The sequence below is a fragment of the Pantoea sp. ABR1s genome, assembly GCF_057812235.1.
This window is the reverse complement of the sequence record NZ_CM173823.1, coordinates 3071094-3087514: the sequence shown is the minus strand read 5'-3', so window position 1 is coordinate 3087514 and position 16421 is coordinate 3071094. Positions and strand designations below refer to the sequence as shown.

The 16421-nt window shown below is 56.0% G+C and carries 16 protein-coding genes and 1 other annotated feature; of the genes, 10 read left to right on the top strand and 6 right to left on the bottom strand.

Annotation, left to right across the window (positions count from 1 at the left end; translation table 11 throughout):
* Positions 1 to 59 precede the first annotated feature (59 nt).
* Both ACXKZD_RS14615 and ACXKZD_RS14610 read right to left on the bottom strand, forming a co-directional pair.
* Entirely contained in the window at positions 60 to 3215 is a 3156-nt protein-coding gene (locus tag ACXKZD_RS14615) for a multidrug efflux RND transporter permease subunit AcrB (protein WP_010255902.1), read from the bottom strand.
* Between the two features lie 16 nt (positions 3216 to 3231).
* The gene (locus ACXKZD_RS14610; RefSeq protein WP_010255904.1) at positions 3232 to 4425 is read right to left on the bottom strand and encodes an efflux RND transporter periplasmic adaptor subunit; all 1194 of its coding nucleotides are present in this window, start codon (positions 4423 to 4425) and stop codon (positions 3232 to 3234) included.
* 142 nt (positions 4426 to 4567) lie between these two features.
* Here ACXKZD_RS14610 and acrR point away from each other — a divergent pair, with 142 nt between their 5' ends.
* Entirely contained in the window at positions 4568 to 5206 is a 639-nt protein-coding gene (acrR, locus tag ACXKZD_RS14605) for a multidrug efflux transporter transcriptional repressor AcrR (protein WP_010255906.1), read from the top strand.
* On the opposite strand, the gene rsmS is transcribed toward acrR, so the two are convergent.
* From rsmS to priC, 3 genes are read right to left on the bottom strand one after another with little or no spacing between them, the layout of a single operon-like run.
* Complete coding sequence (gene rsmS, locus ACXKZD_RS14600) at positions 5203 to 5355, bottom strand: pleiotropic regulatory protein RsmS (protein WP_010255907.1); 153 nt, start codon at positions 5353 to 5355, stop codon at positions 5203 to 5205. The genes acrR and rsmS overlap by 4 nt on opposite strands.
* A gap of 8 nt (positions 5356 to 5363) precedes the next feature.
* Positions 5364 to 5609, bottom strand: a complete 246-nt coding sequence (locus ACXKZD_RS14595) for a GlsB/YeaQ/YmgE family stress response membrane protein (protein WP_010255909.1) — start codon at positions 5607 to 5609, stop codon at positions 5364 to 5366.
* 57 nt (positions 5610 to 5666) lie between these two features.
* Complete coding sequence (gene priC, locus ACXKZD_RS14590; protein ID WP_010671220.1) at positions 5667 to 6188, bottom strand: primosomal replication protein PriC; 522 nt, start codon at positions 6186 to 6188, stop codon at positions 5667 to 5669.
* 57 nt (positions 6189 to 6245) lie between these two features.
* On the opposite strand from priC, the gene ACXKZD_RS14585 reads away from it, so the two are divergent.
* The 6 genes from ACXKZD_RS14585 to htpG all read left to right on the top strand — a co-directional run bounded on the left by ACXKZD_RS14585 (position 6246) and on the right by htpG (position 12551).
* Positions 6246 to 6635: a DUF454 family protein gene (locus ACXKZD_RS14585; RefSeq protein ID WP_010255914.1), complete on the top strand. Its 390-nt coding sequence runs from the start codon at positions 6246 to 6248 to the stop codon at positions 6633 to 6635.
* A 144-nt stretch (positions 6636 to 6779) separates the two neighbouring features.
* Complete coding sequence (gene apt / locus ACXKZD_RS14580) at positions 6780 to 7331, top strand: adenine phosphoribosyltransferase (protein WP_010671221.1); 552 nt, start codon at positions 6780 to 6782, stop codon at positions 7329 to 7331.
* Between the two features lie 158 nt (positions 7332 to 7489).
* Positions 7490 to 9586 (top strand): DNA polymerase III subunit gamma/tau, encoded by a 2097-nt coding sequence (gene dnaX / locus ACXKZD_RS14575; RefSeq protein ID WP_050680166.1) that lies wholly within the window; start codon positions 7490 to 7492, stop codon positions 9584 to 9586.
* Positions 8928 to 8989, top strand: a sequence feature (DnaX frameshifting element). It overlaps the preceding gene by 62 nt.
* Positions 9587 to 9641: 55 nt before the next feature.
* Positions 9642 to 9974, top strand: a complete 333-nt coding sequence (locus tag ACXKZD_RS14570; protein ID WP_003850423.1) for a YbaB/EbfC family nucleoid-associated protein — start codon at positions 9642 to 9644, stop codon at positions 9972 to 9974.
* On the top strand, positions 9974 to 10579 hold the full coding sequence (gene recR, locus ACXKZD_RS14565; RefSeq protein WP_003850420.1) for a recombination mediator RecR: 606 nt from the start codon (positions 9974 to 9976) through the stop codon (positions 10577 to 10579). Before ACXKZD_RS14570 ends, recR begins: the two co-directional genes overlap by 1 nt.
* Before the next feature lie 97 nt (positions 10580 to 10676).
* On the top strand, positions 10677 to 12551 hold the full coding sequence (gene htpG, locus ACXKZD_RS14560; RefSeq protein ID WP_488981698.1) for a molecular chaperone HtpG: 1875 nt from the start codon (positions 10677 to 10679) through the stop codon (positions 12549 to 12551).
* Positions 12552 to 12633: 82 nt separating this feature from the next.
* Here htpG and ACXKZD_RS14555 read toward each other — a convergent pair whose 3' ends face one another.
* The gene (locus ACXKZD_RS14555) at positions 12634 to 13503 is read right to left on the bottom strand and encodes a LysR substrate-binding domain-containing protein (protein ID WP_064689925.1); all 870 of its coding nucleotides are present in this window, start codon (positions 13501 to 13503) and stop codon (positions 12634 to 12636) included.
* Between the two features lie 186 nt (positions 13504 to 13689).
* On the opposite strand from ACXKZD_RS14555, the gene ACXKZD_RS14550 reads away from it, so the two are divergent.
* The 3 genes from ACXKZD_RS14550 to hemH all read left to right on the top strand — a co-directional run bounded on the left by ACXKZD_RS14550 (position 13690) and on the right by hemH (position 16397).
* The gene (locus ACXKZD_RS14550; RefSeq protein WP_010255933.1) at positions 13690 to 14550 is read left to right on the top strand and encodes a DUF6024 family protein; all 861 of its coding nucleotides are present in this window, start codon (positions 13690 to 13692) and stop codon (positions 14548 to 14550) included.
* Positions 14551 to 14679: 129 nt separating this feature from the next.
* Positions 14680 to 15324 carry an adenylate kinase gene (adk, locus tag ACXKZD_RS14545; protein ID WP_010255934.1) on the top strand — a complete coding sequence of 215 codons (645 nt, stop codon included), beginning with the start codon at positions 14680 to 14682 and terminating at the stop codon, positions 15322 to 15324.
* Between the two features lie 113 nt (positions 15325 to 15437).
* Positions 15438 to 16397, top strand: coding sequence for a ferrochelatase (gene hemH / locus ACXKZD_RS14540; RefSeq protein ID WP_060679599.1), 960 nt, complete (start codon positions 15438 to 15440; stop codon positions 16395 to 16397).
* Positions 16398 to 16421 lie beyond the last annotated feature (24 nt).

Genomic DNA, 16421 nt, shown 5'->3' with positions numbered 1-16421 from the left:
AAGGGCTGAATCGCAGGCATAAAAAAAGGCCGCTTGCGCGGCCTCAGATGATTTACAGCTTAGTGAGTCTGGTTATGCTCAACCGGATGACTATTCGCTGATTCTTCTTTTTTCTTGCCAAAGCGGCGGCGTACCACCACAAAGAACACAGGAACGAAGAAGATCGCCAGTATGGTCGCGGTGACCATACCACCGATAACGCCGGTACCTACGGCGTTTTGCGAACCGGAACCGGCACCGGTACTGATCGCCAGCGGCAGTACCCCGAGAATAAACGCCAGTGACGTCATCAGGATAGGACGCAGACGCATACGGCACGCTTCCAGCGCAGCTTCAATCAGCCCTTTACCCTCTTTATCCATCAAATCTTTAGCAAATTCGACGATAAGGATGGCGTTCTTGGTGGAGAGGCCGATGGTTGTCAGTAACCCCACTACGAAGTAGACGTCATTACTCAGGCCACGCAGGGTGGTAAAGATCAGTGCACCAATGACCCCGAGCGGGACAACCAGCATAACCGAGAATGGAATCGACCAGCTCTCGTACAGTGCGGCGAGACACAGGAAGACCACAATCAGCGAGATGGCATAGAGCGCAGGGGCCTGGTTGCCTGACAAGCGTTCCTGATAGGACATACCGGTCCAGTCATAGCCGATACCGGCAGGCAGTTTCGCCGCCAGCTCTTCCATCAGGTCCATTGCCGCACCCGAGCTTTTGCCTGGCGCAGCCTGTCCCAGGATTTCCATCGCAGGCAGACCGTTGTAACGCTCAAGGCGCGGTGAGCCATATTGCCATTTCGCTGACGAGAAGGCAGAGAAGGGCACCATGGTTCCGCTGCTGTTGCGCACGTACCATTTACCAATGTCGTCCGGCAGCATGCGGGCGTCCGCTTTACCCATGACGTAAACTTTCTTCACGCGACCGCGGTCAATGAAGTCATTGACGTAGGAACCGCCCCAGGAAGCCGCCAGCGTGGTGTTGATATCACTCAGTGATACGCCCAGCGCCTGTGCTTTCTCCTGATCGATGGTCAGCTTGTACTGCGGGGTATCTTCCATCCCGTTAGGACGGACGCCAACCAGCGTATCAGGATGCTGCGCAATCATGCCGAACAGCTGATTACGCGCTTCCGTCAGCTTATCGTGGCCAAGGTTATTCTGGTCGATCAGCTCAAAGTCGAAGCCGGTCGCGTTACCCAGTTCAATAATGGCTGGCAGGTTGAAAGGAATGACCATTGCATCTTTGATCGCGCCCAGCGCCTGCATGGCACGGCCAGCAATCGCCGGTACTTTCATGTCGCTGCCGGTACGCTCATCCCACGGCTTGAGACTGACGAAGGCGATACCAGTGTTCTGTCCACGACCGGCAAAGCCGAAGCCGTTAACGGTAAACACCGATTTAACCGTGTCTTTCTCCTGGGTCAGGAAGTAATCCGTCACCTGATCCAGCACTTTCTGCGTACGCTCCTGGGTTGCACCAGCAGGCAGCTGCGCCTGAGCCAGCAGCAGACCCTGATCCTCTTCCGGTAAGAATGAAGAGGGCAGGCGCACAAACAGAAACGCCATACCGACCACGATCACCAGATAGATCACCATATAGCGACCCGTACTGCGAACCATGTGACCCACACCATCCACATAGTGGTTGGTGCTTTTGTCGAACATGCGGTTGAACCAGCCGAAGAAACCGGTGGTTTTACCGTGCTCGCCTTTTTTAATCGGTTTCAGCATGGTGGCACAGAGTGCCGGCGTCAGAATAAAGGCGACCAGCACCGACAGCGCCATTGCCGAAACGATAGTGATGGAGAACTGACGGTAGATAACACCGGTCGAACCACCAAAGAACGCCATCGGAATAAATACGGCAGCCAGCACCAGCGCGATACCGACCAGTGCGCCCTGGATCTGCTCCATAGAACGCTTAGTCGCTTCTTTTGGCGGTAATCCCTCTTCCGCCATCACGCGCTCAACGTTCTCGACCACCACGATGGCGTCATCCACCAGCAAGCCGATAGCCAGTACCATCCCGAACATCGTCAGAGTGTTTATCGAATAGCCAAAAGCGCTGATAACGGCAAACGTACCCAGCAATACCACAGGGACCGCGATGGTAGGAATGAGCGTGGCGCGGAAGTTCTGCAGAAACAGATACATGACCAGGAACACCAGCACGATCGCTTCGATCAGCGTTTTCACCACTTCGAAAATCGAGATCTTAACGAAAGGCGTGGTGTCATACGGATAGACCACTTTCAAACCGGCCGGGAACGTCGGCTGCAATTTGGCCAGTTCTTCTTTCACCGCATTGGCGGTATCCAGCGCATTCGCACCGGTGGCCAGCTTGATACCGATACCGGAAGCAGGCTTGCCGTTATAACGGGCAACGATCTCGTAGTTTTCCGCACCAAGTTCAATCCTTGCCACATCACGCAGACGAACCTGAGAACCATCTTCATTCACTTTCAGCAGGATTTTGCCGAATTCATCGGTAGAGGTGAGACGGGTTTGCGCAATGATAGAGGCGTTAAGCTGCTGTCCCGGAACCGGAGGCGTACCGCCCAACTGACCGGCAGCGACCTGGGTGTTCTGCGTATTCAGGGCGCTGATAACATCAACCGGCGTCAGGTTGTAGTTGTTAAGCTTGTGCGGATCCATCCAGATACGCATCGCGTACTGCGCACCGAATACCTGGGTATCACCCACGCCTTTGGTACGGCTGATCGGATCTTTGATGGACGATGAAATAAAGTCAGAAATATCATTCTGCGTCATATTGTCATCGTCGCTGATGAAGCCCGCTACCATCAGGAAGCTACTGGAAGATTTCTTAACCTGAATCCCCTGTTGCTGTACTTCCTGCGGCAACAGCGGCGTCGCCAGCTGCAGTTTGTTCTGCACCTGAACCTGCGCGATATCGGCATCTGTTCCTGACTCAAAGGAGATCGTCAGGGTCAGCGTACCGGATGAGTCGCTGCTTGAGGACATATACATCAGTCCATCAATGCCGTTCATATTTTGTTCGATGACCTGGGTCACCGAGTCCTGCAGCGTTTTAGCATCTGCACCAGGGTAGGTGGCCTGAATCTCAATCGCCGGCGGTGCAACATTGGGATATTGCTCAATCGGAAGTTTGAGAATCGATAGCGCACCGACCAGCATAATGATGATGGCGAGCACCCACGCAAAGATGGGCCGATCGATAAAGAACTTAGCCATGAATCAACGGCTCCTGTTATGACGATGACTTGTCAGACTGCGGCTTTGAATCGGGTGCCGCTTTCGCATCGTCTGAGACTTCTTGTGGGGTAACCTGTGCGCCCGGCTTGGCTCGCTGCAGACCCGTGCTGATCACACGTTCACCCGCTTTAACACCGTCGGTGACTAACCACTTGTCGCCAATCGCCTGAGAGGTGGTGACCTGACGAGCTTCCACTTTGTTATCTGCACCTACCACCATGACCGTTGCCTGACCCGTTGGGGTGCGGGCTACCGCCTGTTGCGGAACCAGCAACGCATTAGGATTGGTACCTTCATCCAGACGAGCGCGAACAAACATGCCCGGTAACAGCGCATGGTTCGGGTTCGGGACAATGGCGCGCAGGGTGATAGAACCCGTGGTTTCATCAACGGTAACGTCAGAGAACTCCAGCGTACCTGTCTGTGGATAGCTGTTGCCGTTCTGCATCAGCAGGGTCACGTTGGCTTTGCCATCGTTCTGCTTCAGCTGACCCGACTCCAGTTCTGAACGTAAGCGCATGAAATCTTCGCTCGACTGGGTAACGTCGACATACATCGGGTCAAGTTGCTGCACAGTGGCCAGGGCGGTGGTTTGTGCGTTTTGTACCAGCGCACCTTCCGTTACTGACGATTTGCCGATGCGGCCACTGATAGGCGAGGTGACTTTGGTATAAGCCAGGTTAATGCGGGCCGTTTCTACATTGGCTTTTGCTACCTGAACCGCAGCATCGTTTTGCGCGGCCGTGGCAACGGCGGTGTCGTAATCCTGCTGACTGATATATTTGGTGCCGAGTAAAGGCTTATAACGTTTGACGGTCAGCTGAGCGATGCGTGCATTGGCCTGCGCCTGAGTTAAATCACCTTTGGCGCTGTCATAGGCGGCCTGATAGGTAGCAGGATCGATCTGATAAAGAGACTGACCCGCTTTGACATCGCTGCCTTCAACAAAGTTACGCTTCAGAATGATACCGGAAACCTGCGGACGGACTTCGGCGACACGATATGCCGAGGTGCGGCCAGGTAATTCAGTCGAGATTTTCAGGGGTTCAGTTTTCAGTGTTACAACCCCCACTGCTGGCGGTTGCTGGGCGGCTTGTTCGGATTTATTGTTGTCACATCCTGTTAACAAAAAGCTGCCTGATAGCATCAGGACGGCCGCCAGAGGCGATAATCCTCTGATTTTATTCATAAATAAACCTCTAGTGTCCGATATCAATTGGTCAATGGATCACAAACTGAAAAACCCATTGCTGTGTCAAGTCGCAGGTCATGCTATGGTACATACATTCGCAAATGTATGTAAACTTACCTGTTTGTAAAAAAAGCCCCTTATGGCACGAAAAACCAAAGCGCAAGCACTTGAAACGCGACATCAAATTCTTGATGCCGCCATTGTTCTGTTTTCGCAGCAGGGCGTTTCAGCCACTTCTCTGGCGGATATTGCAACCGCTGCCAGCGTCACGCGAGGGGCCATCTACTGGCACTTCAAAAATAAAGCCGATGTATTACATGAAATATGGCTTCGTTGTGATGCTGGTCTGGACGATGTGGAACTTGAGTATCAGACAAAATACCCTGGCGATCCACTCTCTGTGTTGCGAGCGATGCTGGTCTATATCTTTGACGCGACAGCAAAGGATCCGCAGCGCCGCGCCTTGATGGAGATCATTTTCCACAAATGTGAATTTGTGGGCGAAATGTCGGCGCTGAAGAATATGCAGCAGAGCTTACTGCTGGAATGCTACGACAAAATTGAAGATGTGCTGCGCCAGTGTATCGAAGCCGGACAACTTCCGGGCAGTCTCAGCACGCGTCAGGCCGCTCTTATCCTGCGCGGTTACGTCAACGGTATGATGGAAAGCTGGCTGTTTGCGCCGGACAGTTTTGATTTAGCCGGAGACGCGCCGACGCTGGTCAATGCCTTTATCGATATGCTGCGCCTCAGTCCGACGCTGACTGCCCACCACTAAGCCGATGGGCGATCACGCTTGTTTTCGAAATCGCGCTGCACCATGGCCAGCGCTGAGAGCACGGTTTCTACTGGCAGTTGATGCTCTTCCAGTAGCTGAATCAGATCAACTGCCAGTTTGACGTCGTCAGGGGCATTTTCCAGTGACATCTCTTCTCCTAAATACGTAGTCGGGCCGCGACCAGCAGCATCACTAATGCACCGAGAATCGCCATGCCCAGTGCGCCGATATGCAGCGTAGCCAGGGTGCCCAGATCAAAATAGGTGGCGATATAGCCGCCAATCAGTGCCCCGATCATCGACAGCGTCAGGGTAGCAACCAGGCCGCCCGGTGGTCCCGGCATCAGCAGACGCTTCAGCAACCCCAGCAGTAAACCGCTTAACAGCCACACAAGTAAAGCCATGGTTCTTCTCCGCGCCGAATCACACCCAGTATAGGAGCGCTTTTGTCACGCTGCGCTTTATTCGCTGCCGCGCAACGAAGAGGCCCATTCGACAGAGCGAATCGCCTGCCGACAGCGTGCCAGTCGCTGCTCTAACGTTTCCAGATCCTGTTTCAGCTGATGCTGTACCGCCAGCGTTTCGGCCAGCGCCAGGCGCTGCTCACGCTGATCGATCATTGCCAGTAAACGCCGTTCAAATTCACGGTACTCCTGATATTTTGCGGCGCGTGGGTTCCTGATGGGCTGTTCGCGTCGGGTACGCAGCTGTTGCGTACTCGCCTCGCGTTGCAGGGCGGCAATCTGATCGACCAGGCGTTCAGCCAGCCACGCACTACGGGCCAGATCGTGGCTGCTGTCGCACAGCCGGGCAAAATTCTGTTCCACTTCCAGCAGGTAATCAGCCAGCCGCGTGCCTTTGGTGCGAAACAGCTGAGTATCAAAACGTGGCAGACGGCAAACCCCATCTGAATGGCAGGCGAGTTCCTGCCGCAGGGCGATAAGGAGCTGTTGCAGGCGCTGTTGTATGGCGATCGCACTCATCGCGTGACGCTCAATTGTGCTAACGTACGCTGATGAGGAAAGAGTTGGGCGGCATTCATGCAACGCATTCTGTTATTAACCCTCGGCTGGCTGGCGATTGTGCTGGGGACGCTGGGCATTGTATTACCTTTATTACCTACCACGCCATTCATGCTGCTGGCGGCCTGGTGTTTTGCCCGTTCATCGCCGCGTTTTCATCACTGGCTGCTGTGGAAATCGCCATTTGGCCGCTATCTGCGTCACTGGCAGCAGCATCGCGCGATGCCGCCAGGGGCTAAAGTACGCGCTATCTGCCTGATAGTCGCCACCTTTAGTCTCTCACTCTTCCTGGTGCATCAGCTCTGGGTACGCATCATGCTGCTGATCATGCTGGCGGCGCTGCTGCTGTTTATGTGGCGTATTCCGGTGGTGGCAGAAGCAGCGGACGCACCGCCGCCGCCGCGATAAAGTTGCATTTAGCCGGTCATTTGCTTAGATTTGGGCGTCTTCGTGCGTGGCTTCCCTTTGTGAATTGACTTCCGCTGAGCCTGTTATCAGGTATTAGCGCTTTTGAAGCTGCGCGAAACAGAATTTTTTACCAGGCGTATCATTATGACCGACACTGCGCAGCAGCTTGAATTCATTAAAAACAGCATTAAAAGCATTCCCGATTATCCTAAGCCAGGCATCCTGTTCCGCGATGTCACCAGCCTGCTGGAAGATCCCAAAGCCTATGCCGCGTCGATTGCGCTGCTGGTTGAGCGTTACCGTAATAAAGGCATCACTAAGGTGGTGGGGACGGAAGCGCGCGGTTTCCTGTTTGGTGCACCGGTGGCGTTAGGCCTCGGCGTCGGTTTTGTTCCGGTGCGTAAGCCCGGCAAACTGCCCCGTGAAGTCTACAGCGAATCCTATGAGCTGGAGTACGGCACCGATAAGCTGGAATTGCACAAAGATGCCATCCAGCCAGGCGATCTGGTGCTGGTGGTTGACGACCTGCTGGCGACCGGCGGGACGATTGAAGCGACCGTTAAACTGATTCGTCGTGCAGGCGGTGAAGTTAAAGACGCGGCTTTCATTATTAATCTGTTCGATCTGACCGGAGAAACGCGTCTTAATGCCATGGGCGTTGAGAGCTACAGCCTGGTTAAATTCCCCGGCCACTAAGCCACTCTTTCGGCCTTGCCATCCGGCGAGGCCGTCACGCCTTCGGCGTCAAGATAACGAGTGCCAGCCAAAAGCGTAGCTGATAGACTACTGCAATCTTATACAGGGGTTGCAGAGCGTCTGCGCTCATCTTTCCATCCAACTTCGTCGAACTCCACATGAGCTATCAGGTACTTGCGCGAAAATGGCGTCCCCAGGCTTTTGCTGATGTTGTCGGTCAGGAACATGTTCTGACGGCGCTGGCGAATGGATTGTCTCTGGGACGCATCCATCATGCTTATCTCTTCTCCGGCACCCGCGGAGTAGGGAAAACCACTATTGCGCGTCTGCTGGCCAAAGGCCTTAACTGCGAAACCGGTATCACTGCCACCCCCTGTGGTCAGTGTGATAACTGCCGTGAAATTGAGCAGGGCCGCTTTGTCGATCTGATTGAGATTGACGCCGCATCGCGTACCAAAGTTGAAGATACCCGCGATCTGCTCGACAACGTGCAGTACGCCCCGGCGCGTGGCCGCTTCAAAGTCTATCTGATCGATGAAGTGCATATGCTGTCGCGTCACAGCTTCAATGCGCTGTTAAAGACGCTGGAAGAGCCCCCTTCACACGTTAAATTCCTGCTGGCGACCACCGATCCGCAGAAACTGCCGGTGACCATTCTCTCGCGCTGCCTGCAGTTCCACCTCAAAGCGCTGGATGTGGATCAAATCCGTCAGCAGCTTGAGCATGTTCTGAAGCAGGAACAGATTGAGAGTGAAACCCGGGCGCTGCAGCTGCTGGCGCGGGCTGCCGATGGCAGTATGCGCGATGCGCTGAGCCTTACCGACCAGGCCATTGCCATGGGGCAGGGCGCGGTGACCAGCAGTACGGTCAGCGTCATGCTCGGCACGCTGGACGATGAGCAGCCGCTGGGGCTGCTGGAAGCGCTGGTCGACGGTGACGGTCAGCAGGTGATGAGCCTGTTGAGCCAGGCCGCGTCACGGGGTGTGGAATGGGAAGCGCTGCTGGTAGAAATGCTGCGCCTGCTGCACCAGATTGCGATGGTGCAATTGCTGCCGACCTCGCTTAATGACGATGATGAGAGTAACGCCCTTCGCTTGCGTGAACTGGCGCGCGTGGTGCCGCCCGCCGATCTGCAACTCTATTATCAGACCCTGTTGATGGGCCGCAAGGATCTGCCTATTGCGCCCGATCGTCGCATGGGTGTGGAGATGACGCTGCTGCGTGCACTGGCGTTTCATCCTAAAGCTGCCGTGGCTGAACCCATTGCGCGTCCCGCATTAACTCAGCAGACGGCGCCTGTCGCCCCTGCGCAGACGTCACCGGCAGCATCCGGGCCATCGCCGTTAGCACGGCAACCGGCAGCACAGCCAGCCTCACCGTCACCTGCCGCTGCGCCGCCGTCGCACACCGCGTCGCCCGTCGCGCAGCAGACTCAACAGCAGATGCCGGAGCAGACGCAGCAGCAGGTTGCTGCTCAGCCGCAGATGGCCGCGCCCGATGCTGCACCGCAGCATTCGCCGTCGCCTGACGTTGCACCTGACACCGCACTCTCCAGTTCCACCAGTCAGCTCCTGCAGGCGCGCACTCAGTTGTTGCGTCAGGGAGCGAACAAGCCAAAAAAGCGTGAGCCGGCAGCGCCAGGTGCGCGGCCGGCCAACTCCGCGCTGGAGCGGCTGGCCTCGGTCACCGAGCGCAGTCAGCAGCGTATCCGCGATCGCGAGCCTGCCGCCCCGGTAAAAGAGGAAGCGTACCGCTGGAAAGCGGTTAATCAGCCGGTGGAAGTGGCGGAGCCGGTGGCGACGCCAAAGGCCTTGCGTTCTGCGCTGGAGCATGAGAAAACCCCTGAGCTGGCGGCGCGTCTGGCCGAAGAAGCGCAGCAGCGCGATCCCTGGGCCGCAGAGATTGCGATCCTGCCGCTGCCGAAACTGGTGCAGCAGCTGGCGTTAAATGCCTGGAAAGAGACCACCGAAACTGGGGTCTGCCTGCATTTGCGTAGCAGCCAGCGTCACCTTAATTCACCGTCGGCGCAGCAGGTATTAAGTGATGCGCTGAGTGAGCATGCCGGGCAGAGAGTTGAACTCTCGGTAGTTGAAGACGATAATTCATCGGTGTTGACGCCACTTGAATGGCGTCAGGCCATTTACGAAGAGAAACTGGCGCAGGCGCGTCAGTCAATCACCTGTGATACCCACATCCAGACGCTGCAGCGCTTTTTTGATGCCGATCTGGATGAGGAGAGTATCCGACCTGTTTGAACACGCTGCTGCTATCTTAACGATAGCGTTGTAGCCTCAGCTGAGAGAGAAAACTATGTTTGGTGGTAAAGGCGGATTGGGCAACCTGATGAAACAGGCCCAGCAGATGCAGGACAAAATGGCCAAGGTTCAGGAAGAGATTGCCGCGATTGAAGTGACCGGTGAGTCTGGTGCTGGCCTGGTAAAAGTCACCATTAACGGCGCGCACAACTGCCGTCGCGTGGAAGTCGATCCCAGCCTGCTGGAAGATGACAAAGATATGCTGGAAGATCTGATTGCAGCCGCGTTCAACGATGCGGCACGTCGCATTGATGAAACCCAGAAAGAGAAGATGGCTTCTGTCTCTTCAGGCATGCAGCTGCCACCAGGCTTTAAGATGCCGTTCTGATGCAAACCAGTCCACTGCTTGAATCTTTGATGGAGTCGCTGCGCTGTCTGCCCGGCGTTGGGCCGAAGTCGGCGCAGCGCATGGCGTTTCAGCTGCTGCAGCGCGATCGCAGCGGTGGCATGCGGCTGGCGCAGGCGCTGACCCGGGCGATGTCGGAGATCGGACACTGCGCCGATTGCCGGACATTCACCGAGCAGGAAATTTGCACCATCTGCGCCAATCCAAGGCGTCAGCAGAATGGTCAAATCTGCGTGGTGGAAAGCCCGGCGGATATTCACGCCATTGAGCAAACCGGCCAGTTTGGCGGTCGCTACTTTGTGCTGATGGGACATCTCTCGCCGCTCGACGGCATCGGTCCGGCTGATATTGGCCTGGATCGTCTGGAGCAGCGACTGGAGAGTGAAACCCTGCAGGAAGTGATCCTCGCCACCAACCCGACGGTTGAAGGCGAGGCGACCGCGAACTACATCGCGGAACTCTGTGGTCAGTATGGCGTCGACGCCAGCCGTATCGCGCACGGCGTGCCGGTGGGCGGTGAGCTGGAGATGGTTGATGGCACCACGCTGTCCCATTCACTGGCGGGCCGCCAGAAGTTTAAATTTTAATCACTTGCCGGTGTTGTGACAGACACCGGCTTGAAAATCTCCCTGTCACCCCCACATCAACCTCAACGTTTGTTCAACCTGTTTTGTTGAGGTAGCAATGACCATGAAAGGACAAGAGACCCGTGGCTTTCAGTCGGAAGTAAAACAACTTCTGCACCTGATGATCCATTCTCTCTATTCAAACAAAGAAATTTTCCTGCGTGAGCTGATCTCCAACGCCTCGGATGCGGCAGACAAACTGCGCTTCCGTGCCCTGTCAGATTCCAGCCTGTATGAAGGTGATGGCGAGCTGCACGTTCGTCTCTCTGTTGATAAGGACAACCGTACCATTACGCTCAGCGACAACGGTATCGGTATGCGTCGCGATGAGGTCATTGAGAACCTCGGGACTATCGCCAAGTCAGGCACTAAATCCTTCCTTGAATCGCTGGGCTCCGATCAGGCGAAAGATAGCCAGCTGATTGGTCAGTTCGGTGTCGGTTTCTATTCTGCATTCATCGTGGCGGATAAAGTCACTGTGCGTACCCGTGCCGCGGGCGCGTCAGCCGAAGAAGGCGTGTTCTGGGAATCCGCAGGCGAGGGCGAATATACCCTGGCTGAGATTGAGAAAGCCGATCGCGGTACCGAGATCACCCTGCATCTGCGCGAAGGCGAGGATGAGTTCCTGGATGCATGGCGCGTGCGCAACATCATCAGCAAATATTCCGATCACATCGCGCTGCCGGTTGAGATCGAAAGCAAAGATGAAGAAGGCGAAGGGACACACTGGGAGAAGATTAACAAAGCCCAGGCGCTGTGGACCCGCAACAAATCTGAGATCAGCGACGAAGAGTACAACGAGTTCTACAAGCATATCGCCCACGATTACAGCGATCCGGTCGCCTGGAGCCACAATCGGGTGGAAGGTAAGCAGGAATATACCAGCCTGCTCTACATTCCGGCGCGTGCGCCATTTGATATGTGGAACCGCGATCAGAAACATGGCCTGAAACTCTACGTACAGCGCGTCTTTATCATGGATGACGCTGAGCAGTTTATGCCGAACTATCTGCGCTTTGTGCGTGGCCTGATTGACTCCAACGATCTGCCGCTGAACGTTTCCCGTGAGATCCTGCAGGATAGCCGCGTGACCCAGAGCCTGCGCGCTGCGCTGACGAAGCGGACCCTGCAGATGCTGGAAAAACTGGCGAAAGATGACAACGAGAAATATCAGACCTTCTGGAATGAGTTTGGTCTGGTACTGAAAGAGGGCCCGGCGGAAGATCACGCTAACCAGGAGACGATCGCTAAGCTGCTGCGTTTCGCCACCACCCAGAGCGAAGGTTCGGCACAGACCAGTTCGCTGGAAGATTACGTCAGCCGCATGGTGGAAGGTCAGGAGAAGATTTACTACATCACCGCTGACAGCTATGCCGCCGCGAAGAGCAGCCCGCATCTGGAACTGTTCCGCAAAAAAGGCATTGAGGTGCTGCTGCTCTCCGATCGCATCGACGAATGGATGATGAGCTATCTCACTGAGTTCGATGGTAAAACCTTCCAGTCAGTCAGCAAAGCGGATGAATCGCTGAGCAAGCTGGCGGATGAAGAGACCGAAGAGCAGAAAGAGGCGGAAAAAGCGCTGGAGCCTTTTGTTGAGCGGGTGAAAACTCTGCTGGGCGAACGCGTGAAAGAGGTGCGTCTGACGCATCGCCTGACTGATACTCCGGCGATTGTCACCACCGACGCCAACGAGATGACCACGCAGATGGCGAAGCTGTTTGCCGCGGCCGGACAGGAAGTGCCGGAAGTGAAGTACCTGTTCGAAATCAACCCGGATCATCCGCTGGTGAAACGTGTTGCGGATACGCAGGATGAAGCACGCTTCGGTGAGTGGATTGAGCTGCTGCTGGATCAGGCCTTGCTGGCCGAGCGCGGCACGCTGGACGATCCTAACCAGTTTATCCGCCGCATGAACCAGTTGCTGACCGCATAATGGTAACAGGCCGGTGGTTTTCACCGGCCTCAGACGGCTGATAAAGCCACAGCATCAAGCCGGTGACCCTCACCGGCTTTTTTTATGGTTTTGCGGCATCCTGCAGCCAGTCGCGAAACAGGCTGATCTCCGTATCATGCCGACGGCTCTGTTTTGTCATCAGCCATGTGGCCCGCTCAACGCGTACAAAGCCAAGCGGCGCAAGCAGCGTGCCATCCTCCAGCTCTTTGCGTACCAGCAAACGCGGTGCCATCAGGACGCCAAGACCACTTCGTGCGGCCTGAATCCCCAGTGTCAGACTCTCAAAATGCTTTCCGCCGTTAAAGCGGCCGCTGACCCCTGCTTTGTCCGCCCACTCTGACCAGGCGTGCAGCCGGGTATCCGCATGCAGCAGGGGCATCGCGGCCAGATCCTCGCCGACCCGCAGTTGCGAAGCAAAGTGAGGTGCGCAGAGCGGTCCAATCTCATCCTCGCTGACCAGCGTGGCGTCTATGTCAGATTCAGGTGGCTCGCCGTGACTGAGGATCAGCACATCCACATGTTCGCTGCGCAGTTGCGAGATCTGCGTCAGCGGCTGGAAGTGAACTTCAATCTCCGGATAGCGTTGATAAAAGCTGGCGATACGGGGGATCAGCCATTGCGACAAAAAGCTGGGGGCGCAGGAGACCCGAATCTGCTGAAGCAGCCCGGTACGAATGCTTTCGCAGCTGCTGCGCAACTCACTGAACGCCTGCTGACAGCTCAGCAGCAGACGTTCACCGTGTGAGGTCAGTTTCACGCGGCCATGGCTGCGGACAAAAAGTGGTTTGCCCATCCAGCTCTCCAGCTGGCGAATCTGATGGCTGATGGCGCTGTGCGTAACATGCAGATGTTCAGCCGCCACGCTAAAACTGCTGTGTAAGGCTGCCTGGTGAAAATAGTGCAGCGCTCTCAGTGGCGGCAGTCCGTTCATCCTCTTCCCCTGTGCAAAAATCTAACAGGGATTGTCAATTTATATCATTTTAAAGTCCAGCCGCATTGACCTACTCTGTAGGGCAAATTCTGGCGGGTTGACTCAGCCTTATATCTGTGATTTTTCAGGGTATTCCGCCTCGCTTAACCAGCGTTCACGCCGCACACTCCCCGAAGCGAGACAACCATGGCACACCGCTCTTTATCCTCTGAAACCTCAGCAGAGGCGCGCCATCGGTTACGCCTGGCGCTCTCACGTTTTTACCGGCTGGAGCAGTTCGATCTCTTCTTCGCGCCCTCGCTGCATGTGGCGCAGGTCCTTCTTTCTCAGCTCTTTCTGCGGCAGGAGCAGGCGCGCAATCAGCACCGTTACGCCTCGCACTTTCCGGTAACCGAACTCAACATCCTGCCAGCAGTTCCGCTGATCGCGGGCAGCATCATGCTGGTACCACATGTCGAATTGCCCAATGGCCGCGTGCGTCCGCTGCGGGATTGCCAGAACCAGGGCGTGACGGAGGCGAGCGAGAGTTTTGCCAGCGTGCTGCATCAGAAACTGATCGACGAAGCCCATCTGTTTGTCACCCGACTGGATCGCCACGCCGAGATCTGCAGCGATCTGGTGCTGGTGGCGTTGCGGACACATGACTTCAGTACGCTGGTGCGCAGCGAACTGCGGCTTTTCGAACAGGGGCTGACCCTGACCGCCACGCATGAGGCACTGCGCCGCTTCGACGATCCGCACTGGCGGCCTTACAATGCCGCCACCGTCGATGCGCTCTCCCTGTCAGACCCGCTGCCGCTGAACTCCTGCCATCAGCCCGGTTTGCCGTTTGCCAGCTTTAATGTCCCGGCCTCCGTGATCACATCGCTGTCAGATGCGGAAGATGTGGTGAAATGGCCGCAGCAGGCGCGGCTGCTGCTGAATGCTAACGTGCGCGGCAGCGGCAAAAAAAGCGTGAATATGACCCATCATCTGAGCCGACGACTGCAATTCCTGCTCGGCTCAGGCGGTAAATCTGAAAAAGCGTCCGGCAGGCCGGGCGGGTAGGGGGCAGGGCCAAAAAGCAGCTCAGGTCGCCCTGCGCGATCCGCGCCCTTCCTTGTGATGAGCGGGTCATAATGGTATGTTCTTTCGCTTCTAAGATAGATCAATGCGATTCGCAAGGGGATTTACGCAATGCGTATTATTCTGCTCGGAGCTCCGGGCGCAGGTAAGGGGACTCAGGCCCAATTCATCATGGAGAAGTATGGCATTCCGCAAATCTCCACCGGCGACATGTTGCGTGCAGCAGTAAAAGCAGGCAGCGAGCTGGGCAACCAGGCGAAAGCCATCATGGATGCTGGCAAACTGGTGACCGATGAGCTGGTGATTGCGCTGGTCAAAGAGCGTATCACCCAGGAAGACTGCAAAAACGGTTTCCTGCTGGACGGTTTCCCGCGCACCATTCCTCAGGCAGATGCAATGAAAGAGGCCGGGATCACCGTTGATCACGTGCTGGAGTTCGCCGTACCGGATGAACTGATCGTTGAGCGTATCGTGGGCCGTCGCGTTCACACGCCATCAGGCCGCGTTTATCACGTCACTTTTAATCCACCGAAAGTGGAAGGCAAAGATGATGTGACCGGCGAAGAGCTGACCATGCGTAAAGACGATCAGGAAGAGACCGTGCGTAAGCGCCTGGTGGAATATCATCAGATGACCGCGCCGCTGATTGCTTACTACAGCAACGAAGCGGAAGCGGGCAACACTGCCTATCACAAAATCGACGGCACCCGTAAGGTGACCGAAGTCAGTGCCGAGCTGGCTAAGATCCTGGGCTAAGTTCACAGGGGCCGGTATTACTGGCCCCTTTTGCAGTAATCGCTTTTACCTCCCACTAATTCCGCTACAATTTCCCCGTTTTCACGCATCCCCGTTGTTATCAAGGAACTCAAATGAGGCAAGATAAGGCCGGCGTGTTATTGGTTAATTTAGGTACGCCAGACGCGCCCACCACACCTGCAGTTAAACGCTATCTGAAACAGTTTTTAAGCGATCCGCGCGTGGTCGATGCGCCGCGCTGGCTCTGGTGGCCGGTTCTCAATGCCGTTATTCTGCCGTTTCGCTCGCCGCGCGTCTCTAAGCTCTACGCATCGGTCTGGATGGAAGGCGGTTCACCGCTGCTGGTTTACAGCATGCGTCAGCGCGATGCGCTGGCGGCACGGGTCGATATGCCCGTCGAGGTGGGCATGAGCTACGGTAATCCCAGCCTGAAAAGCGCGGTTGATAAGCTAATGGCGCAGGGCGTGACCCGCCTGATTGTGCTGCCGCTCTATCCGCAATTCTCCTGCTCCACCGTGGCGGCAGTGTGGGATGGCCTGACCGCGGTATTCAAAGATTACCGCTCGCTGCCTGATGTGCAGTTTATCCGCGACTACGCCGAACATCCGGCCTATATCGCCGCGCTGAAAGCGACGGTGGAGCGATCCTTTGAGCGGCACGGTCAGCCCGATCTGCTGGTGTTATCCTTCCACGGCATTCCGCAGCGTTTTGCTAACGAAGGCGATGACTACCCGCAGCGCTGTGCGGATACCACGGCGGCCCTGGTCAAAGCGCTGGGCCTGCGTGACGATCAGTATATGATGACCTTCCAGTCGCGTTTTGGTCGTGAGCCGTGGCTGATGCCCTACACCGATAAAACCATGGAAAGCCTGCCCGCTAAAGGGATCAAACATGTTCAGGTGATGAGCCCGGGCTTCTCGTCAGACTGCCTGGAGACGCTGGAAGAGATTAGTGGTGAAAACTGCGAAATCTTTATGCATGCCGGGGGTGAGAAGTTTGAGTATATCCCTGCGCTGAATGCCGATGAGGCGCATATCGACATGATGGTGCAACTGGTCGACGCACGCCGTTAAAGCTCAGGCGGAGAGTGTGATATC